The sequence below is a fragment of the Photorhabdus sp. RM322S genome, from assembly GCF_042879395.1.
Lineage (GTDB): Bacteria > Pseudomonadota > Gammaproteobacteria > Enterobacterales > Enterobacteriaceae > Photorhabdus > Photorhabdus khanii.
The window spans coordinates 26,120-48,599 of record NZ_JBHFKW010000011.1 but is presented as its reverse complement, the minus strand read 5'-3'; the positions used below and the strand labels follow the sequence as shown (position 1 = coordinate 48,599).

General features: G+C 41.1%; 16 protein-coding genes and 2 tRNA genes. 4 read left to right on the top strand and 14 right to left on the bottom strand.

Annotated features, from left to right (window positions below):
- Positions 1–36 precede the first annotated feature (36 nt).
- The 4 genes from yfaE to ubiG all read right to left on the bottom strand — a co-directional run bounded on the left by yfaE (position 37) and on the right by ubiG (position 4,831).
- The gene (gene yfaE, locus ACGF63_RS08755; RefSeq protein WP_036848202.1) at positions 37–303 is read right to left on the bottom strand and encodes a class I ribonucleotide reductase maintenance protein YfaE; all 267 of its coding nucleotides are present in this window, start codon (positions 301–303) and stop codon (positions 37–39) included.
- A complete protein-coding gene (gene nrdB / locus ACGF63_RS08750) occupies positions 303–1,433 on the bottom strand; it encodes a class Ia ribonucleoside-diphosphate reductase subunit beta (RefSeq protein ID WP_036848200.1) in 1,131 nt (376 codons plus the stop codon). Before nrdB ends, yfaE begins: the two co-directional genes overlap by 1 nt.
- A gap of 12 nt (positions 1,434–1,445) precedes the next feature.
- Positions 1,446–3,737, bottom strand: coding sequence for a class 1a ribonucleoside-diphosphate reductase subunit alpha (gene nrdA / locus ACGF63_RS08745; protein ID WP_036848199.1), 2,292 nt, complete (start codon positions 3,735–3,737; stop codon positions 1,446–1,448).
- Between the two features lie 371 nt (positions 3,738–4,108).
- Positions 4,109–4,831, bottom strand: a complete 723-nt coding sequence (gene ubiG, locus ACGF63_RS08740) for a bifunctional 2-polyprenyl-6-hydroxyphenol methylase/3-demethylubiquinol 3-O-methyltransferase UbiG (RefSeq protein ID WP_387630187.1) — start codon at positions 4,829–4,831, stop codon at positions 4,109–4,111.
- A 167-nt stretch (positions 4,832–4,998) separates the two neighbouring features.
- Here ubiG and gyrA point away from each other — a divergent pair, with 167 nt between their 5' ends.
- Together gyrA and rcsC are read left to right on the top strand one after the other, a co-directional pair.
- Positions 4,999–7,626 carry a DNA topoisomerase (ATP-hydrolyzing) subunit A gene (gyrA, locus tag ACGF63_RS08735; RefSeq protein ID WP_387630185.1) on the top strand — a complete coding sequence of 876 codons (2,628 nt, stop codon included), beginning with the start codon at positions 4,999–5,001 and terminating at the stop codon, positions 7,624–7,626.
- A 174-nt stretch (positions 7,627–7,800) separates the two neighbouring features.
- A complete protein-coding gene (gene rcsC / locus ACGF63_RS08730; protein WP_071992991.1) occupies positions 7,801–10,647 on the top strand; it encodes a two-component system sensor histidine kinase RcsC in 2,847 nt (948 codons plus the stop codon).
- A 67-nt stretch (positions 10,648–10,714) separates the two neighbouring features.
- Here rcsC and rcsB read toward each other — a convergent pair whose 3' ends face one another.
- Both rcsB and rcsD read right to left on the bottom strand, forming a co-directional pair.
- Positions 10,715–11,368 carry a response regulator transcription factor RcsB gene (rcsB, locus tag ACGF63_RS08725; protein WP_036848192.1) on the bottom strand — a complete coding sequence of 218 codons (654 nt, stop codon included), beginning with the start codon at positions 11,366–11,368 and terminating at the stop codon, positions 10,715–10,717.
- Between the two features lie 5 nt (positions 11,369–11,373).
- Positions 11,374–14,064: a phosphotransferase RcsD gene (gene rcsD, locus ACGF63_RS08720; protein ID WP_387630180.1), complete on the bottom strand. Its 2,691-nt coding sequence runs from the start codon at positions 14,062–14,064 to the stop codon at positions 11,374–11,376.
- A 215-nt stretch (positions 14,065–14,279) separates the two neighbouring features.
- On the opposite strand from rcsD, the gene ACGF63_RS08715 reads away from it, so the two are divergent.
- Positions 14,280–14,367 (top strand) — tRNA-Ser (locus ACGF63_RS08715).
- A gap of 140 nt (positions 14,368–14,507) precedes the next feature.
- On the opposite strand, the gene ACGF63_RS08710 is transcribed toward ACGF63_RS08715, so the two are convergent.
- From ACGF63_RS08710 to ACGF63_RS08675, 8 genes are all read right to left on the bottom strand, one after another.
- The gene (locus tag ACGF63_RS08710) at positions 14,508–15,134 is read right to left on the bottom strand and encodes a LysE family translocator (RefSeq protein ID WP_036848188.1); all 627 of its coding nucleotides are present in this window, start codon (positions 15,132–15,134) and stop codon (positions 14,508–14,510) included.
- A gap of 152 nt (positions 15,135–15,286) precedes the next feature.
- Positions 15,287–16,237 carry an ornithine cyclodeaminase family protein gene (locus ACGF63_RS08705; protein ID WP_387630177.1) on the bottom strand — a complete coding sequence of 317 codons (951 nt, stop codon included), beginning with the start codon at positions 16,235–16,237 and terminating at the stop codon, positions 15,287–15,289.
- 28 nt (positions 16,238–16,265) lie between these two features.
- Positions 16,266–16,808, bottom strand: a complete 543-nt coding sequence (locus tag ACGF63_RS08700) for a carboxymuconolactone decarboxylase family protein (protein WP_387630175.1) — start codon at positions 16,806–16,808, stop codon at positions 16,266–16,268.
- 193 nt (positions 16,809–17,001) lie between these two features.
- The gene (locus ACGF63_RS08695) at positions 17,002–17,580 is read right to left on the bottom strand and encodes a prephenate decarboxylase (protein WP_387630172.1); all 579 of its coding nucleotides are present in this window, start codon (positions 17,578–17,580) and stop codon (positions 17,002–17,004) included.
- Positions 17,581–17,599: 19 nt separating this feature from the next.
- Positions 17,600–18,547 (bottom strand): branched-chain amino acid transaminase, encoded by a 948-nt coding sequence (locus ACGF63_RS08690; RefSeq protein ID WP_387630169.1) that lies wholly within the window; start codon positions 18,545–18,547, stop codon positions 17,600–17,602.
- Positions 18,544–19,947: a phenylacetate--CoA ligase family protein gene (locus ACGF63_RS08685; protein ID WP_387630166.1), complete on the bottom strand. Its 1,404-nt coding sequence runs from the start codon at positions 19,945–19,947 to the stop codon at positions 18,544–18,546. The genes ACGF63_RS08690 and ACGF63_RS08685 overlap by 4 nt, the downstream gene beginning before the upstream one ends.
- Before the next feature lie 6 nt (positions 19,948–19,953).
- Positions 19,954–20,376, bottom strand: coding sequence for a DUF2000 domain-containing protein (locus ACGF63_RS08680; RefSeq protein ID WP_021325278.1), 423 nt, complete (start codon positions 20,374–20,376; stop codon positions 19,954–19,956).
- A 1-nt stretch (position 20,377) separates the two neighbouring features.
- Positions 20,378–20,731, bottom strand: coding sequence for a Dabb family protein (locus ACGF63_RS08675; RefSeq protein WP_387630163.1), 354 nt, complete (start codon positions 20,729–20,731; stop codon positions 20,378–20,380).
- Between the two features lie 669 nt (positions 20,732–21,400).
- Here ACGF63_RS08675 and ACGF63_RS08670 point away from each other — a divergent pair.
- Positions 21,401–21,476, top strand: a tRNA-Thr gene (locus ACGF63_RS08670).
- Positions 21,477–22,480 lie beyond the last annotated feature (1,004 nt).

The following is a 22,480-nucleotide window of genomic DNA, read 5'->3' as shown; positions in this document are numbered from 1 at the left end:
TTATTATCTGCCCACCATGAAGACCAATCTTAATGATTAAAGCTCAATCTCAATATCACTGAGTGGATGACAGCAGCAGGGCAGAATTTCACCTTCATTGACAAAAGCCAGTGGTTTACGCCGATAACCGACTTTGCCTTTTACCAATCTGACACGGCAGGAGCCGCAATAACCTTCACGGCACTGGTATTCAGCCTGTACTTTACCTTGTTCCAGCGCTTCCAGCAGACTGTTATGTAGCTCAGGAGAGCTGTGAATATGATAACCCTGCATACCATGCAGGGTTATTTTATAGCTTGTCATCAGAGTTCAAAGTCACTTAGGTCTTCTGGGTTAACTTCAGCATCAATCTGACCAACCAGATAGGAACTGACTTCAACTTCCTGTGGCGCGACTTGAACGTTATCGGACACCAGCCAAGAGTTAATCCACGGAATTGGGTTAGAACGTGTTTCAAATGGCAGTTTTAGCCCAACAGCCTGCATACGGATATTGGTGATGTATTCAACATACTGACACAGAATATCTCTATTCAAACCGATCATAGAACCTTCTTTGAACAGGTAATCCGCCCACTCTTTTTCTTGCTCCGCCGCCTGAACAAACAGGTCGTAACACTGTTGTTCACACTCTTTGGCGATTTCAGCCATTTCCGGGTCATCCTGACCAGAGCGCAACAGATTCAGCATGTGCTGAGTGCCTGTCAGATGCAGTGCTTCGTCACGGGCAATCAGTTTGATGATTTTAGCGTTACCTTCCATCAGTTCGCGTTCGGCAAAAGCAAATGAACAGGCAAAGCTGACGTAGAAGCGGATCGCTTCCAGTGCGTTAACGCTCATCAGGCATAGATACAACTGCTTTTTTAGTTCACGCAGACTGGTAGTAATGGTTTTACCCGCAACCTGATGCGTTCCTTCACCAAACAACTGGTAGTTGTTGGTCATCTCAATCAGATCATCGTAGTAAGCGGAAATATCTTTCGCACGTTTCAGAATTTCTTCATTAGTGACAATATCATCAAACACAACCGCCGGATCGTTAACGATATTACGGATGATGTGCGTATAAGAACGTGAGTGAATCGTCTCGGAAAAAGACCAGGTTTCAACCCAGGTCTCCAGCTCAGGAATGGAGATCAAGGGCAGAAACGCCACGTTCGGGCTGCGACCCTGAATAGAGTCCAACAGCGTTTGGTATTTCAGGTTACTAATGAAAATATGCTTTTCATGATCCGGCAACGCATTGTAGTCAATACGGTCGCGGGACACGTCAACTTCTTCCGGACGCCAGAAGAAGGAGAGCTGTTTTTCGATCAGTTTCTCAAAAATCGGGTACTTTTGCTGGTCATAACGGGCTACGTTTACCGGCTGACCAAAGAACATCGGTTCCTGTAACTGATCGTTTTTTACCTGCGAAAAGGTGGTATAGGCCATAACTTCCTCAAATTAAATCTTACACGCGCCGCCTTCACAATCGGAATCAGCCGATTCCACGACTTCTTCCAGGTCACCCTGAACGTCTTCCGCACCATCACGTGTATTGTGGTAATACAGTGTCTTCACACCATATTTGTAGGCGAGCAGCAAATCTTTCAGCAGTTGATTCATCGGCACTTTTCCACTAGGGAAACGTGTCGGATCATAGTTGGTATTGGCAGAGATCGACTGATCGATAAATTTCTGCATGATACCAACCAACTGCAAGTAGCCATCATTACCCGGCATTTGCCACAGCAGTTCATAAGCGCCTTTCAGACGTTCATATTCCGGTACAACCTGACGCAAAATGCCATCTTTTGATGCTTTGATGCTGATGTAACCACGAGGCGGTTCAATGCCGTTGGTGGCGTTAGAGATCTGTGAAGATGTCTCTGACGGCATCAAAGAGGATAATGTTGAATTACGCAGACCATGTTGTTTGATATCACGGCGCAACGTTTCCCAATCATAGTGCAGTGGCTCATTGACCAATGTATCCAGCGTTTTTTTGTAGGTATCAATAGGCAGGATACCTTCAGAATAGGTGGTTTCGTTAAACCACGGGCAAGCGCCTTGCTCTTTCGCCAGCTCATTAGAGGCTTTCAACAGGTAATACTGAATAGCTTCAAATGTTTTGTGCGTCAGGTTGTTAGCGCTGCCATCTGAATAACGCGCACCATGTTTTGCCAGATAATAAGCGTAGTTGATGACACCAATACCTAAAGTACGGCGACCCATTGCCCCTTGTTTTGCGGCAATGATCGGGTAGTCCTGATAATCAAGCAGGGCGTCAAGCGCACGGACAGCCAGAGTTGCCAGTTCTTCCAGCTCATCAAGATTTTCAATTGCGCCCAGGTTGAATGCGGACAGCGTACACAGCGCGATTTCGCCGTTTTTATCATTGATATCATTCAATGGCTTGGTTGGCAGTGCAATTTCCAGACACAAATTTGACTGGCGCACAGGGGCGACTGATGGATCAAATGGGCTGTGAGTGTTGCAGTGGTCTACGTTCTGAATGTAGATACGTCCGGTGGAAGCACGTTCCTGCATCATCAGAGAGAAGAGATCAACCGCTTTCAGGCGTTGCTGACGGATATTGCTGTCCTGCTCATATTGAGTATACAGGCGCTCAAATTCATCCTGGTCAGCAAAGAATGCATTATATAATCCAGGGACGTCAGATGGGCTGAACAGGGTAATATCTTCACCTTTGATCAGGCGCTCATACATTAATTTGTTGAGCTGTACGCCGTAGTCCATATGACGGACACGATTGCCTTCAACGCCACGGTTGTTTTTCAGCACCAGCAGGCTTTCAACTTCCAGATGCCACAGTGGATAGAACAGCGTCGCGGCACCGCCACGAACACCTCCCTGCGAACAGGATTTTACCGCTGTCTGAAAATGTTTGTAGAACGGAATACAGCCGGTGTGGAAGGCTTCACCGTTACGAATTGGGCTGCCCAATGCACGAATACGGCCCGCGTTGATGCCAATACCTGCGCGTTGGGAAACATATTTCACAATGGCGCTGGAGGTGGCATTAATCGAATCCAGGCTGTCGTCACACTCAATCAGCACGCAGGAGCTGAATTGACGGGTAGGGGTGCGGACACCTGCCATGATGGGAGTCGGCAGGGAAATTTTAAACGTGGAAGCCGCGTCGTAAAAACGACGAATATAGCCCAGACGGGTTTCTTTCGGATAACCGGAGAACAGGCAGGCGGCTACCAGAATATAAAGGAACTGGGCGCTCTCATAAATTTCACCGGTAACACGATTTTGAACCAGATATTTACCTTCGAGCTGTTTGACTGCGGCGTAAGAGAAATTCATATCACGCCAGTGGTCAATAAACTCGTTCATTTGCTCGAATTCTTCTTTCGAGTAGTCTGCCAGCAAGTGTTTGTCATATTTGCCCATTTCCACCATACGGGATACGTGATCATACAGGGCTGGTGGCTCAAATTGACCGTAGGCTTTTTTACGCAGGTTGAAAATTGCCAGGCGGGCTGCCAGATACTGATAGTCTGGCGCATCACCGGAGATAAGGTCCGCAGCAGCTTTGATCATCGTCTCGTGAATATCTGAGGTTTTGATACTGTCGTAAAATTGGATTTGGGAACGCAGTTCTACTTGTGATACCGAGACATTTTTCAGACCGTCGGCTGCCCAGTTAATAACCCGGTGGATTTTCTCAAGGTCAATTCGTTCTTTGTGGCCATCACGCTTTGTTACTAGCAGACTATGGTTCATGGACAGGCATACCTTACATTACATTTACTTTCAGACTTGCTCCCACCTGCTTTGTGTCTTTACTCAGACCAAAACATAACCCCCTCAGTGGTGAAGAAACCAACGAGAGAGTAGTGGTAATGGAATGTTAAGGAACACAATATGTAGGGGGTACACTAAATAATGACAACAAGATAATGTTAAAAACAGCTTTTATCAAGTGTACAAAAACACGGATTTTTGTGGATAACTTGAGGACTAAATTTATTAAAAAGCCGGAAGCCTGCATCATTACTAGCGGTTACCTTGACAGGAACACCGGCAAAAATGAGTAAAAAAATTCCTGAAAATAGGGTTTATTTGCCGTTTTATTAATCTATCAGATGAATATGTCAGACATACTGGGTGTGTAACATATAATTAACGTCCACATTGTGACCGAGGTTAAATTTATCCGTTAGCGGATTATAATGCAGGCCGATAATGTGCTGTTCTTGCAGTGGCGTTCTGTCAATCCAGCCGATTAATTCTGATGGGCGGATAAATTTCTTCGCATCATGGGTTCCCTTTGGCACCATTTTCAAAATATATTCCGCACCGATTACCGCCATGAGCCAGGCTTTTTTGTTGCGGTTAATGGTAGAGAAAAAGACGTGCCCACCGGGTTTGACTAACTGCGCACAGGCACGGGCAACCGACTGTGGGTCCGGTACATGCTCCAGCATTTCCATACAGGTGACGATATCATAAGCCTGTGGATATTTTTCTGCGTGGCTTTCTACGGTCTCCTGTACATAAGTCACAGGGATGCCTGTTTCAAGGGCGTGCAGTCTGGCTACCTGAAGCGGTTCAGTACCCATATCGAGCCCGGTCACGTCTGCACCTTCACGGGCCATGCTTTCCGACAAAATGCCGCCGCCACAACCCACGTCCAAGATTTTCTTACCGAAAATGCCTGCGGAACGCTGCAAAATATAATTCAGGCGCAGTGGATTAATCCGATGCAGTGGCTGAAATTCACCGTCCAAATCCCACCAGCGGGAAGCAACCGCTTCAAATTTCTCGATTTCCTGTTGGTCAACATTGCTTGTTGTGGAGGGGGTGTTAACGTTCATCAGCGGTTGTCGCTCCTTAAACTTGCTTTACAGGTGGATTTACTCCGTTTTAGTCATAGTATACATGGCTTAATTTTTAAATACCCGTATCTGATTTTTATAAAACTGTTGATTTGTGGTATAGTTCTAAACCTTTGAATCCGGAATTATGAGGGATAGTGGGCTTCATGAGCGACATTGCCAGAGAAATCACACCGGTCAATATCGAAGAAGAGCTGAAAAGCTCGTATCTGGATTATGCGATGTCTGTTATTGTCGGGCGCGCACTACCAGATGTTCGAGATGGACTGAAGCCGGTACACCGTCGCGTACTTTTCGCAATGAGTGTACTGGGAAATGATTGGAATAAACCCTACAAGAAGTCTGCCCGTGTTGTCGGCGACGTCATCGGTAAATACCACCCACATGGGGACAGCGCGGTCTACGACACGATTGTTCGTATGGCGCAGCCGTTTTCCCTGCGCTATATGTTGGTCGATGGTCAGGGTAACTTTGGGTCAGTCGATGGTGACTCAGCCGCGGCGATGCGTTACACCGAAGTGCGTATGTCGAAAATTGCCCATGAGCTGCTGGCGGATCTGGAAAAAGAGACTGTCGATTTTGTGCCGAACTATGATGGTACAGAGCAGATCCCGGAAGTTATGCCGACCAAAGTACCTAATCTGCTGATCAACGGTTCTTCGGGTATCGCAGTGGGTATGGCGACTAACATTCCTCCTCATAACTTATCCGAAGTTATTGATGGTTGTCTGGCTTATATTGAAGATGAAAACATCAGCATTGAAGGGCTGATGCAGTATATTCCTGGCCCGGATTTCCCGACTGCTGCGATCATTAATGGTCGTCGGGGTATTCAGGAGGCTTACCGGACTGGCCGCGGTAAAATTTATATCCGTGCCCGTGCTGAAATTGAAGTTGATGAGAAAAATGGCCGTGAAACTATCCTGGTTCACGAAATTCCTTATCAGGTCAACAAAGCCCGCCTGATTGAAAAAATTGCCGAACTGGTGAAAGAGAAACGCATCGAAGGGATTAGTGCTCTTCGTGACGAATCTGATAAAGACGGCATGCGTATTGTGATCGAAGTGAAACGTGATGCTGTGGGGGAAGTGGTTCTGAATAACCTCTATTCCTTGACTCAGCTTCAGGTTTCTTTTGGTATCAATATGGTGGCTCTGCATCAGGGGCAACCAAAGCTGTTGAATCTGAAAGATATTCTTTCTGCGTTTGTCAGCCATCGCCGCGAAGTGGTCACTCGTCGCACGGTCTTTGAATTACGTAAAGCCCGTGATCGTGCCCATATTCTTGAAGCATTGGCGGTGGCGCTGGCGAATATCGATCCAATTATCGAACTGATTCGCCGTGCTCCGGCACCGGCCGAGGCAAAAGCCGCATTAATTGCTCAACCGTGGGAGTTAGGCAATGTTGCTTCTATGCTGGAGCGTGCCGGTGATGATGCCGCCCGTCCTGAATGGTTGGAGCCCCAATATGGCGTGCATGAGGGTAAATATTATCTGACCGAGCAACAGGCACAGGCAATTCTGGATCTGCGTTTGCAGAAACTGACTGGCCTTGAGCATGAAAAATTGCTGGATGAATACCGTGAATTGCTGACATTAATCGGCGAACTGATGTTCATTCTGGAAAACCCGGAGCGCCTGATGGAGGTGATCCGTGAAGAGCTGTTGGCAATTAAAGCGCAATATAATGACGCCCGCCGTACTGAAATCACGGAGAACACCGCTGATATCAATATCGAAGATCTGATTAATCAGGAAGATGTTGTTGTCACATTGTCACATCAGGGGTATGTCAAATATCAGCCATTGTCTGACTATGAAGCGCAACGCCGTGGTGGTAAAGGGAAATCCGCAGCACGTATCAAAGAAGAAGATTTCATTGACAGGCTGCTGGTGGCGAATACTCACGATACGATCCTTTGCTTCTCCAGCCGTGGCCGCCTGTACTGGATGAAGGTTTATCAATTACCTGAGGCCAGCCGTGGTGCTCGCGGTCGTCCGATTGTGAACCTTTTGCCGCTGGAGCAAGATGAGCGAATTACTGCGATTCTGCCGGTGCGTGAATATGAAGAAGGGCTGTATGTCTTTATGGCTACGGCCAGTGGGACAGTGAAGAAAACGGCATTACAAGATTTCAGCCGTCCGCGCAGTGCCGGTATTCTTGCGGTTAATCTCAATGAAGGTGATGAGCTGATCGGCGTTGACCTGACTAACGGCAGTAACGAAGTTATGTTGTTCTCCGCTGAGGGTAAAGTTGTCCGCTTTGAAGAGGGCGCTGTTCGTTCAATGGGGCGTACAGCTACTGGTGTACGTGGTATCAAACTGAGCGGTGAAGACAAAGTTGTTTCCCTGATTATCCCGCGTGGAGAAGGGGAGATTCTGACTGTCACTGAAAATGGTTACGGTAAACGTACCGCTGAAAACGAGTATCCAATCAAATCCCGTGCAACTCAGGGGGTTATCTCAATTAAAGTCAGCGAGCGTAATGGTAATGTGGTCGGCGCAATTCAGGTTGATCCCACTGATCAGATTATGATGATTACCGATGCTGGTACATTGGTACGTACCAGGGTATCTGAGGTCAGCGTTGTTGGCCGGAATACTCAGGGTGTAACACTGATTCGTACCGCTGAGGATGAGAAAGTTGTCGGCTTGCAACGGGTTGCTGAACCTGAAGATGATGACGATGGGCTGGCGGAAGAAGGGGAGGAATTGGAAAACGATAATACCCATTCATCTGATGCTGGCAACAGCGAGTCAATTGACCCGGTTTAAGTGAAGACATTTTTTCACTCAATGAAGAAACAGGTACTTTGGTACCTGTTTTTTTTAAAAAAAGATTTTGATTAATATCGAAATATGCAACAGGTGATTCTTTGTGATCCTTGAACTCTGGTATATCCTGTCATTCATTACATTGAATGATGTTCGTTGTTATCAGGTAGCCTTTTGAGATATCTTTCTTCTTTTCGTACATCGCTGAAAATATCCCGTTATCTTTTTCGGGTGCTTGGTTTTATGTTGTGGGCATTGGGCGCCTTATTAACGGCTTTTTACCTGGTTAACATTTTTAATGAAGTAAAGTCTGATATCCGGCAAGAATACAATGCTAATTATGATTCCACACTCTCTTATGTGCGTCATACAGCCAGTGTTTTGCGGGATATTCAATATATGACAGAAAAGCATTTGCTCAATTCTAATGAAAAAATTGCTATTCTCGATGTTCCACATAATAACCCGGCGTTTTCTTATCATCCTTTGAATCAAAGCGCTGATTGCCATACCTTTCGCAAAAATACCCATAGTTATTTAAATTCGTTGAATAACCTGATCTTTTACTGGAAAGATAATCTTGCCGCTCCTCAGGGTTTGAATCAGGTTTTCCTGGTGGGAACGAAAAGTATGTGTATGGTGAATTTTTCTATTCGTAATACCACGACTGAACTTGATACGCTGAAAAAAATAGTCTATGAGAACTCACGCAGACTGATTAGCTTGAAAGATCAGGGTAAAGAACGAAATGTTTATTGGGTTACGCCTGGAGCAAGATCTGATAGCGGCCATCTCTATGTGTTGGCACCGGTATATGTCAATGGTCAGATGGTTGCAATGATAGGTATTGAACAGTTCATCAGATTAGATACTTTTATTCAAAGACAAGACCGTCCGATTTCAATAACCTTATTAAATCGCAGTAATCAACCGGTTTTGCACTATCCGGCAAATGACGAGTACAAACTTCATTATGCCGATTATCAGCTGGAAGCACCTTATTTTGGCTATGATGATAATTTTACTGATTTATTGTTAAAACGTCGGCTAATGCCATCTTCATTCAGTATCATTTACGCGCTTCCACTGAAAAACATTTTCGAGGGTTTTAAACTACAGATTATTAGCAGTATTGTGCTTAATGTACTATCTGCTTTTGTCATTATTACTTTGGTGTATCTGTTTGAGCGCAAGATGTTTGTTCCGGCTGAAGAAAATGCCATTCGTCTGGAGGAGCATGAACAGTTTAATCATAAAATTGTCGCGTCAGCCCCGGTTGGGATCAGTATATTGCGGGTAAGTGATGGCAGTAATATTCTGAGTAATGAGTTGGCGCATAATTATTTGAGAATGCTGACTCATGAAGACCGGGAACGTATTATTCATATTATTTGTGACAGAACCAGCAGTTATGTTGATGTGGTAACCAGTAATCATCATCATTTGCAAATCAGTTTTGTCCATTCCCGCTACAGAAATGAAGAGGTGGCAATTTGTGTATTGGTTGATATTAGTGTCCGTGTACGGATGGAAAAATCATTACAGGAAATGGCATTGGCATCGGAACAGGCTAACTACTCTAAATCGATGTTTTTGGCCACGGTCAGCCATGAATTGAGAACGCCTCTTTACGGTATTATTGGCAATCTGGAGTTGTTACAGGCTCATTCATTGCCGGCTGAATCTGTTCGTTTGTTATCAACAATGAGTAACTCTTCGGCTCTGTTGCTGAAAATTATCAGTGATATTCTCGATTTCTCAAAGATTGAATCTAAACAGCTCAAAATTGAATCCAGAGAATTTTCCTGTCAGGAAGTTATCTCTCATGTTATTTCTAACTATCTGCCGTTAGTTGTGAAAAAGCCGTTGACTTTATATTGCTATATCGAACCGGATGTACCGGATTATATCCGCAATGATCCTGTTAGATTGCAGCAGGTCATCTCTAACTTGTTAAATAATGCGATTAAATTCACTGATACTGGGTGTGTGATTATTCATATGACAGTGGATAGCGATTACTTGTACGTCAGAATAAAGGACACGGGAGTCGGTATTTCTGATAAAGCGCTGACTCAGTTGTTTGATCCGTTTTTTCAAATAATGCCAAATATGGAAAGCTCATCTCAGGGAACCGGTCTTGGCCTGGCAATTTGTGAAAAATTGATCAACCTGATGGATGGTGATATTGAAGTGATTTCACAGCCACAGATAGGCAGTATGTTCTCTATCCGCTTGCCTTTATACAACGCGAAATATAAGCCAAAAATTCAGCTAACAAATGAGCATCAGCAAAAAGTTATTTTGGCTATACGTAATCTTTATCTTGAGGATTTTTTACAGCGTTTTCTGATTCATCATGGTTTACACATTGTTTTATATAGTGGTCAGAACACTGATGGCAGTGAAATTATTATCAGTGATTTCCCTGATGCCGTGACTTCCTCCGTATATGCTTGTATTGAGTTATCGACGGACTATATTGGCTCGCCGGAACAAATCAGAAAAAGTTATTGGCTACATAATACTTACCATTTGCATGATTTACCCATACTGATTGAGAAGCTGATTTCACCGGGTAATAACGAGGTGTTGAATACCGTATTGCCTGTTTTACCGGCAAATACCCCGTTTAATACGATTACCCCGTTTAATACTATTATGGTTTTGGTGGTGGATGATCATCCTATCAACCGCCATTTATTGACTGACCAGTTGAAATCTATTGGTTTTCAGACAGCGATGGCGAATGATGGATTAGATGCGCTGGAGTATTTGCAGAAAGGGCGTGTTGATATCATTCTGACGGATGTCAATATGCCTAATATGGATGGTTATGCATTGACAACGCATTTACGCAATGCAGAGTATGCGCTGCCGATTATTGGTATTACGGCAAATGCACTTGCAGAAGAAAAGCAACGCTGTATTGATGCAGGAATGAATGACTGTTTGTCTAAGCCTGTTTCTCTGATTACGCTTAGACAAATATTGAGTGAGGTCAGGAATATTGGCACCTGAAATAATGCCCGGTACAAGTAGCTGCCGGGCATCAGAATGACTTTCATTTTAAAATAACGGACCGTATTTACTGAATATGATCATCTGTATTGACAGCGACAGAAGCAAGATAATTGAGTAGTGCAATATCGTTATTGACCCCCAGCTTTACCATTGCTGATTTTTTCTGGCTGCTGATTGTTTTGACACTGCGATTGAGTTTTTTGGCAATGTCTGTTACCAGAAGGCCTTGGGCAAACAGGCGTATGACCTCGCTCTCTTTTTGTGATATTGGTTTGTCGCCGTAGGGGGTTTTCGTCACTTTTTTCAACAGTTCGGCAACGCTCTCCGGTATAAATTTTTCCCCTTGTTTCAGGGCGGTCAGTACATCAGGTAAATCTGTTGGTGCTCCTTGTTTTAAGACTATTCCTTCAATATCAAGTTCAAGTACAGCACTTAAAATTGCTGGATTATTGTTCATAGTCAGAACAATGATTGATAACCTGGGATAATGCCGTTTGATGTATTTAATCAAATTGATCCCATCACCATAGGTGTCACCAGGCATGGATAAATCAGTGATCAGTACGTTTGCTTTAATACAGGACAGATTGTTGATCAATGTAGTAGAGTCTTCGGACTCGGCTACAACGTTGATCCAGTCAAGCCGTTCAAGTGATTTGCGGATGCCAAACAGAACAATTGGATGGTCATCAGCAATAATGACATTAAGGTTATTCATCTTATTTAGTTACCCTGCTGCAATAGCCTTTTGACGATGGCGTCAATGTGGCTAATGCTATTTTTAATTTCTATTTTGTGACTGTCTGTTATGCGTTGTTCCAGTGTTTCGCAAGAAAGTTTGAGGAATTCCAGGTCTAACATAGCAAAGACGCCTTTCAGGCGGTGTGCTGTTTGCGAAAGTGATACCAAATCATATTGCTCTATATCAGTATACAGTTTATTAATATCTATCGGTACTGTCTCGATAAATAATTGTCGGTAATCGCTATTAGACAACTGTTTTTGATAACTATTTATAACATTGTCAAAATCGTAATCAGGGTTTTTATCGGTAAATACTGACATTTCTGAATCGACATCCAATTCGTTAAAACTGAAGCTTCTCTCAATTAATAACGAAATGGCATTGATAACAGCTTCGCTTAGATTGTAATTACACCGAATATAGTCAGGTTTTATCTGCTCAAAGCCAGCCAAATCATCAGCCAATAATATAGTCGATTTCGTTGAGTTATACGGCTTATCTGTCAATATGATATCGTATTCTCTGCGCATATTTTCTTTCTTTTTATCAAAGTAAGCCGCGCCATAATGATTCAGGTGATTTTGTGTAATCTGACAGATTTCAGTATTGCTGATATCCAGTAAAGCGGTAATGTCTTCCAGTAGCTGCGGGCATTGGTCTTGGTCGATTATCAAGGGCAGACTGATAGTGTAATGTGTTCCAAGGCTGGGTTTGCTATTTATCGTAAAATGACCATTTAATTTTTTACACAATTGATTACATAGATAAAAGGTCATTCCTGAATTGGATTGATATTTATCGCCGGTTGTTTTGATTAAAAATGGGTAATTCAAATTGGTCAATTCTTTTGCATTAAGCCCGGAACCGGTATCCATTACTTCGATCTGGATGTGATCTTTGTATTCCTGAGAATAATTAACTATAAGTGATATTTTTCCATAAGATGTGATCGTGATTGCATAATTAACCAACATCAGGACGATTTTACGGATGATGAAGCCATCGCCGATCAATAGTGATTCAGGATTAATATTACAATGATAATAATAATTTAATCCCTTATTATTCATCTTTGGAAATACTTCTTTAAGAATATCTTCTAATGTGGATGATAATGAAAATTGCTCATTTTTTGCTTGCCAGTCACCTGATTCTAATTCATTGAGTAATGAGATATTCTCGATCCAATCGGATATATCTGTGGATTTAGCTAATAAATTGTCGACGATACGATCACTATTTTCTGCTATGAGCATTTGCTTAAGTTGGCAAGCGATATTATTTAATTCCTTTATTGGTTGTTTTAATTCAGAACGAATATTAGTCAGCATAAAACGCCGGGCTTGTACGCTTTTATCGTGTTCCAGGTGGGCAAGTTGTAGGCGTCGGTTAATTAATGCTTCCTGGTCTTTATCTTGCAGTAAAAACAGATAAGTTTCAGGTAACGGGTGGATGCTGTACACCTTAATTTCATAGACTGCATCGTCAATGGATGTCTGAATGACGCCATGATGCTGTTTTGCCATCATCTTAATTTTGTTTAAGTCGATATTAGGCAACAGATGATCGGCAATGTTATTACTCATAATTATCTGATTTATTGAGAAATCATAAATCAGTAAGCCAATTGGGATATTGGAGATAATCTCGTGGCTTAACGCATCCTTAATTTGCAGCTCATGATTCATAAGTACATTTGGGGTAATATATTTTCTGCGAATGTAAATAAGCCCCCCTAAAGACAGGATAATAAAAATTGAATCAGCCAGTAACAACCAGATATTTCTGTATAATAAATCGAGCAGTAAATCTTTGAGTGATATCCGATACAGTAGTTTGTATTGCGTACCCTTGAGCGGTTGAGAAAATTCCAGCCAGAATCCATTCTGTGAGATATTCACTTTATTAGTTTCATGGGGATTTTGTGTGTCGTCAGACAATAAGATGAAGTTTTTTGCCGACATATCCATAGGAAGAAGATGACAGATAGGCAGATCAAAAGCGATAACGGTTGCCAGTTGTCCGGGTGAATTAAACGTTGCCCGGTAAGTATAGAAATAGATATTTTCGCTACTGAGTTTGCGGATTGATGAAATATTTTCCCGTTCATCTAACGCTGTGGATTGCATCAGCATTTCTGAACGTTTCGATTCGGCGGTCAGTGTGAGATAACTTTCTTTGAATCTTAATTCTGGTTTAAGAATAGAATAAGTTGTTATCAGAAACAGACTGTTATCTTTGCCATTCAGATAGTACATCGAGTTGTATTCATTGCGGGCGCCCCACAAAATCTCCATATAATTGGAAAGGCGTTGCGCCAACTCTGCACTTGCAGGGCTATGGTGACCAAAAATAATGGTATCGACAGTTTGATAACGACTCTCAAGCCAGTAAACATCAGGCCGTAGCTTCATTAGCGAAACGGGTTCCTGTGGTTTAAAAGATGAGATATTGGCTTGTTCAAAGATAGCATTAGCGTGGTAACGATAATCTTCTATCTGTAATACTATTTTGGTTGAAACGCTATTCAGTGCATACTTTTTTCCCATCAGCCAAGCGTTGAAGTAGTTATAGCTGTATAAAAACAGGGAAACAAAAAGCAGAACAATGAACAGGCCATAGTAACGGTTTATGGTTGATGAATTAATAGAAGATTGTTTGTTATACATTCGTTGAGTAAAAGCCTTAATAATTGCTTGGCTGTGCTAGCGAGCTCGTTAAGTTGATGAATCTGATGATCCGATGTATTTATGTTAATTCTAGCAGGATCGGGGCAGGGAATGATATTGTCGATCGAGGATTGAGCAAACAGTAAAGAAATCACAGAATTTTTGCGATAAAGACTAGACATATTATCATGCTATAGAGCATAATCCTGCGCCATGGAAGGATGGCCGAGCGGTCGAAGGCAGCGGTCTTGAAAACCGCCGATGGGAAACCATCCTAGAGTTCGAATCTCTATCCTTCCGCCAAATACTCACCCCATGCATACGTGCATGGGGTTTTTTTATTGTGGTGTGTTACTCAGATGATGATTTGCAACAATAACGTCTGCTGGGACAGATTCTTATTCAATAAAACCGTGGAAATAGACCGTGGAAAGAGTAAGAAATCAAACGTTTTGAATCAGCATAGCGACCGCAGCACCTAACATAATAACCGATGCGCCTCTATACATAAGCTGTTGTGCACGTTGGCTTGATAACAGATGCCGAATACTGAGGGCACCGAAAATAAATACCGCTCCCACGGCGAGTAAGACAAAAATAGTCAATGGCACTAACATGAATCCCCAGATTTGCAACGAGATAGATTCCATGTTAATGACCAAAGGTAACAGTGCAAGATAGAAGGCAATGGTTTTAGGGTTGCCTAATGTTATGGTTAGACCAGATAACCATGCCGCAGCCAGTGCTTTCTTATTAGTGGGTTGGCCTTCACCAATCGGCTGATGATCTGCAAACCAGAATTGCCATGCCAAATAACTCAAATATAATGCAGCGCCCCATTTCACAATAGCAAATAAAGTGTCAAAGTGGCTCGCAATAATGGACAAACCAAATATAGCAAAAGACAGATAAGTTAGATCGCCAATAACCAGACCAAACAACATACTAAATGCCGTTAACGCGCCACCATTCACGCTTCTGGCAACCACGGCAGCCATACCAGGGCCAGGTATCGCGGCTGCAACAGCAAGTGCTGCTGTATAAGTGAGTATTTGTGACACTTCTAGCATATATTCCCTCTCAAAGATAACCCATCGAAATAATTAAACATAGAAATGTCACTTGCATACGCAAGTGACAAGTAAGGATTTTAGTATAGAACGACAACAACATTTTTCTAACATGGATTGGCTTAACTTTGGCACATTTTTATCTAAAACAGTTAAGACATTTTTATTAGTTGTCGAATGACTTCCCGGGAAAATACCATATCCTGAACTGCCAAACCAACAGATTGGAATATAGTCACACCTTGTTCGAACAAACTGGGATGAGATTGAGAAACGGTACCAATTTCTATCCCAATGGCTGACTCGCTAAGAATGCCTTTCTCCCGTGCTTTAATGACAGATTGCGAGGCGGCCAATACCGATTCGTTGGAATCAGTAAATAGGGTGGTATTGCTATACACATCTTCGTTTAATTCCTGGAAGCTCAATGCCGAAGCGCCAATAGCATTGATATGGCATTTAGCCGGCAACTCTTTTCTACTGATTATAGGGTTTCGTGATGCTGTGGTTGTGCAAATAATGTCACTATTGAGCACCGCCTCAGCCGGTGAGGCTTTGATCGAAATAGCAAGGTTGAGAGTTTTATCACACCATATGGCAAACTCACGACATCTTTCTTCACTGCGACCCCATAAGGTGATTTCCTTAATCGGACGTATATATAGCATAGCTTGCAAATGTGCTCTTGCCTGTAGACCAGTGCCAAGTATCGCCAACCGGCTGGCGTCTTTTGCAGCGAGAAGATGGGTTGCATAAGCAGAAGCGGCCGCGGTGCGAATTTCGGTAATAGCGCCAGCATCCACTACAGCCATACCTGAAACACCTGGCTCGTCGTAAACCAGCACACTACCAACGTGTGAAGGTTTACTACCATTACTTTGAAATCTTACTACCACTGACTTTAACCCAAATCCTTGATATGGCCCTTCCTTTATATAAATTGGCATGGTGCCCATTAAGCTGCCGTCTTCGCCTTTTACGATATTGCGTAAAGGTTGCTCTACTTTTCTTTCCGATTGCAATTTAAAGGCTATTTCGCTTAGTTTAAGACTAAGCTCCATCGTCAAATAACGTGCAACGGCTTCTTTATCGACATAAAGCATATTGATGCCTTTCAATATCAGTGATCAATTAAAGGTCGCCCAACTTGAAATTATCATCAATTTCAGTTCCGGCAATGCTATTGAGAATGGTAGACATATTCTTTTGAGAAACACCTAACACGACATCCAGCATATTCTGTTTACTGAAACCACGGCTTAAGAACAAATCAATGGCACTTCTTTTCAATTGTCCCCGGCAGTAAATAACGTCTACAGTGAATTCACGCAGCGCTAGTAATCGTGGGGAGAGATCATCTGTTTTTTCAATTAATGCTTTAACTGTTTTTTTATCTACACCATTATGAACGGCAATAAAAGCATGTGCCTGAACGGTATAGTCACAACCATTTTCTATTCCAGTGGTGATCCACACTACCGCTTTTTCTTCTTCATTCAGTGAGCTATCAATAAATAAGTCATGTGCGCGTTGATAAGAGGCTAATAATGAAGGAGATTCCGACATATAACCACTTTGGTTAGGTACCCAGCCAAAATCATCAATGGAACTCTGAAGTAATCTCTTGCTCTTTTCAGGTGTGGTAGTAATTGAGTGTAAAGTAAGTAAAGACATAATAACCTCTGTATATCGAAATTTTAAATAGATCTATACCCGTTATCTTTCAAGTTGCCTCTTCGTTGTCTGCACTCGCTCACCCCGGTCACATAGTTCGCTATGCTCCCGGGGATTCGCTCCCTTGCCGTCTCGATGCATCTTGAAATCTATAGGGTATATATAGTTGCATATTTCAGAGCGATATTGGCTCTTATGCAGATGTAAATACTGACCAAAGCATTTTAATTGGTCGAATATGAGAAATAAACTTTAGTTTGTGTAATTTTGCTGCCACTTCCGTCGTTAGTGCGGCATCTACCTCTAAATTGGCGACCGCTTTAGCGGCCGAACTTGTTGAATCTTTAAAAATGATATCCGCTATTTTTAGGCTATCGGGCAGCAATTCTGGGATTAATGCCTTTGGTGCCGGATGGGTTGCAATGACTATGTTATCTTTAGTTAATTCGTCACGAATAGCTATACCATAGTTTGGTGTGTAATTTAAAAATGCGGCTGACAAATTAAATCTATTGTCCATGTAAAACTCACTAATGTTGTAATAAGCATTGGCTACTACCAATGCCTGGCAGTCTTTTAAAATAATCTGATTGCTGGCTTCTTCGTAAGTATTACATAGAACAACCTGGTAACTTTTGGCTACTTTGTTTTCAATTGCAAACTCACCAAAACGGATAGCCGATTGCTCACTACTTGTACCTGACGGGCCTAAAGTCGCTATATTTAAAACATCAAATATCTCTTTGTCGAAACTAAAAAAAACACACTCCATGGTGTCTCCTGGATTTACACTAATAAACCGGACTTAACCAATGTGAAAACTCACCGATTCTGCCTCTCACTATTTTTTGATAATCTTTAGCGATAATATTGGCTATGGAATCTTCTTTTTGAATATATGATATATCATCTATTTGCGAAACAATTGATATTTCAATGCCGGTACCTGTTAAGAAACAGGCATCTGCTTCATAGAGATCCTTTTGTTGAACTTCTGACTCAATACAGGGAATATTGTGGAATTTACAAATATCGAAAACAGATTGTCTGGTTATTCCATTAAGAATGCCAGAGTCAAGCGATGGTGTGATAATACAATTATCTTTAACAATAAAAACGTTTGAGGTACTTGCTTCTGCACACATGCCTTGTTCATTCAGCATAATCGCATCATCAAATCCATGTTCTTTGGCATCTTCGTAAGCAAGTGCAGAATTAACATAGGTGCCGGTAATTTTAGCAGAAGAGGGAATGGCTGCATTTGATACACGCCGCCATTTTGAAATAAGACACTTGGAAGCTGTTTTTTTAGCGTAAGCGCCCATAGGCAACATATTAATACAGAGGGTTGAATCTACACCACTTAGCTTAACGCCAAATTTTTCACCAGGCATTAATGATTTTTTAAGCGCCAATGGTCTTATATAAATGTCTTGTTTAAATCCGTTTTTAATAATGATATTTTTGGTAATATCGGTCAATTCATGACTGGTGTAAGGTAATTCAATTTTCAGTGTTTTTGCCGATTGAATTAACCGTTCATAGTGCTCATGTACTCTAAATAAATTGAGTTGGTTGTTATCCTGATCCCAATAAGCCCGTATCCCTTCGAAAATACCGGTGCCGTAATTTAAAGCCTGGGTACTTGCGAGAAAGGTTGCGCTGCTAAAGTTGATATATTCTCCGTCCATAAATACGATCCAATCTTTATGAACCGGACTAACGATATTGGTTGTCATTTAGCTGCCCTCTTTTTCATGATTTCTAAAGCTGAATTTCGCTCAATATTGTTGTTATCATCTCTCAGGTCATGGATCCGTGCGGCTTTCCAGCTGACCATCGCCGCCGTGCCAATCAGCCCGCCGACATCGCCTACATGCACATTGACCTTCATATTGAACTTGGATTCCATTTTTTCCTTTATTTTATTAATGAGTAAAGCATCATTTAATTCATCACTTGGCTCTAACGTTATTTTCAGTTCATCTGTACCGGATATATTGTTGATTTCAATAAAATATTCAAAACAATATTCAAGCTCTTCAAATACTGCGTTTTCAATATCAAAAGCGTACACATTGGTATTGTTCAACACTAATACATCTTTTACTCTACCGATAGGCTCTATTTCCCAGCGATCTAAGCCGATTGCTTTGCATCGAACCATATCGCCTGTTCTGTAGCGAATCAGTGGCTTATTCCCTTTATATAAGTGTGTAATCACTAATTCGCCGGCAACGTGGTTATCACCAACATTTAATTTTTGATGAGTAAAAGGACAAATCAGTTCATAGTAATTATTGAATGGAATAGTAATAAGCTTATTAGTATCATTGCAAGCCGCCAAAATTGAGGTTTCTTGTGATGCATACATGCAGTTGTAAATTTTAGCTCCCCAGTTGCGGGATAAGTTTCTTAATCGGTTTGGTGTAATAAGTTCGCCAAGTACTAAAATGATTTCGATACCTAATTTCTGTGGATTACATCCATTGTCCCGGCAATATTTTAGCAACTCAGCAGCGACCGCAGGGGTACAAACTAAAGCGGTTATTTTGAGATCTTGTATCAGCCTTAGCACTCTGTGCATACCGACAACCGGCGAACGAGGCCACATTTTGATGACGGTATGTCCTAAACTGCGAAATACATCTTCAAATGTATCGCCGGTGGAGTGCAATTCTGTTGGCCCCATGACGCCAATAATATGTTGTTTACCTTCCTGATTGAAAATAGACTCATATTGCAGTGTCAGAAAACTATTATTCACTAAAGAATCTATTTCATTACGGGGACAAGGTGTTGAAGGCCCGGTTGTACCTGTTGTTTCATAATATATCCAGGCGTTATTCAGGCTGTCAGAAGATATTGTGTTTCCTGCTTTACTTAAATCTGACTTTGTTGTAAAGGGAAGTTTTTCAATGAGTGAAGATAGGTTGTTATCATCATTCGAATTTATTGCATTCAGACGCTCATTATAGAAAGATGATCCATCTTTTGCATAATGGATGATTTCTTTCAATTTTTTATGTTGTATTTTTTCCAGTGCAGAGATATCTATCTCGCCAGACATATATTGCTTTAATTCAGCTAGGTATTTCAGCCCTGATTCATGAAGATCGCTTCTAAAAATAGAATACATAATGTGTTACCTGTAAAGTGGTAAGTTGCCAGTGAGTTTATTGATATCTTTCTTTGGTCCAACTATGCCAATTCCAGATAACTTCAATTCATCAGAATGTTCAGCGGATAATTTACCTTCATATTCCTCATATGTTCTGCATGATTGAGCCAAACAAGAAAAAGGGCTCAACTTAAAATTATCGTCAGATTTTAATTTATGATGAATAGCATCCAGGACATCATGGCTTGCTTTCAAAATAGGCAGAGGTGTTTTAACAACACCGGGATAACAAATGCTGTCTTTACTAAAAACATCGTGCCCGACGATTCCATTAATAGTTTTACCGATTGAAACACTAATGACACTTAAGGCATTCATTGCCAAACCAAGTGGCAGGCTATCAGCAATAACGACTACGCTTTTATGCAGACTTTCGTCAAACTCCATACTACTTTCCTATTAACTGAGCAAAATTAATTAACTTGTTTTTGTCGATAATAATATCTGAAACGGCCCATGTACTGATTTCTTTCCATAGCACCACGCCTTTTACATGATCCGGATGATTTATATATATATTCAGGTCTTCATAACTTTCAAAGTAACCAACTAAACTAAAATCAACCGATTGCTTTCTATCTACTGTACTGCGACCACAAAACCATCCTTTTATTTCACTTATCTCATTTATATGATTTAAAGTCACTTTCTCTGCTAATATAGCCTTTTCACTATCCCAGTTTATTCCATCCTTGAAGGTAAAAAAAACTTGATGTGCAATTAAGTTATTTTTGCCCGGCATAATTTACCTCATAATTAGTAATTTTGAGTTATAGTAATGTTTAGAAATAGTCTGATTTATACCTAATCCTAGCGCATACCTGATTTAGTTTTTTTGATTTGCGTCTAATTTAAGTATCATATTGCATTTATAGCAGTCAACTATTTCCAGATGGTAATAAATTAAATATGAGTAGAAAGATTGTTGTTTGATTAAGAATAGAAAATCTGCTATAGCTCGCTTTTGGCGTGTTAAAAAGAAGCCTAATTGAATACTGGAATGGTTGCCTATCCACTTTTTGAAAACTTGTCTTGTTGCCTTTTTTGAGTATTTGCTTTTTAACATGCTAACAAACCTTCATATAATTTGGGGACTTTGAATGTCCTATCTTCCATTGCGGTCAGACAATAAGGCTGCTTTATGATCAGCGGCTATCTTCTAATAGGTGATAAATTGTAATAAAGCATTTCTTTGTTATTTCTGATTTGTCAGAAGTGACGTGCTTGTTGATGCCGAGAATATGCGGTAGTAGCCTTACATCAGAGTGCCTTGAGATAGTTGTATGTCGTTGAATAGGTCACTAATGTAGGGTTTTGGCCGTGTTTTTACATAATTTATTATTTATACTTGATTGTTTGCATCCGATTGTCATATACTGCGCTCGCTTTCAGGGGGTTACCCCTGAAATGCGCCGGCTTAGCTCAGTTGGTAGAGCAACTGACTTGTAATCAGTAGGTCACCAGTTCGACTCCGGTAGCCGGCACCAAATCAAATGAAAGGCCGCCATCTTTTTAGAAGATGGCGGCTTTTTTCATGCTTGTCGCACAGCAATACTGTTTATATATCCAGAAAAATCTGCCGTTTTCCGTTATAATTTCTTGTTAAAATGGGTACCTGCAAAAATTAATAGTTTATCAGCTTGAAACAGCTAAAACATAAATAAAATAAATACAAACTTTCAGGTGATACAAGTTTATTTATGCTTGTCAAAGCTAACAGAGAAAAATATTAGTGTTTGTGATGTCAGTCTTTCACGCGTAAGAAAATGTTTGCTATGGCGTGTATTTATCTATTAGTCTGATGAGCGTCGGGAAAAAAGAGATGAGGCATGACAGAAATAGCGAAAGGTATTGATATTGTAAAAACGGATTAGATAAAAGTAACTTTAGAGTAGCAAAATATTTTCTACAAACTGTCTATTGAATAGTATGAATTAAAAAACTCGTTGGTCAAAGAAGGGTATATTTGACAGCATTAAAACTTTTCGCATAGATATTTACCTGATAATTGGTAATTTGTCGTTGGCAACATGAGTCCTATTTATGCTTTAAATGCTTTATTTAATCTGGTTAAAATACTTTAAACACTGTTGGTTAAATCCCGTATTTACGCTGGTTTATCGTTTATTACCCTACCAACAGTATGATTTCTGTATCCTTGATTTTCGGTGTAGAAACCCACATTTCACGACCGATTTTAAAGCCGATCCAGAATATTTTTTACACTTTAATATCTATGAGATAAGAAATCTGTGCTATTTTTTATTTAATGTGTTTTCTTATCTTATAATAAGAGGAGTTGGTATGTTGTTTGAAGATTTTCAAGAAACAATAAAGAGAATTCGTGTTGTTTTAGGTTTTGAATGTTTCCAAAGAAGGTATATTAGAGGATTAAGATAAGCTTATAAAGTTAAATAAGAAATATTTAGATGAGGAAGAAAAACACCTTGTAGCTATCTGGATTAACAACGATATTATGAGGTTACCTCTG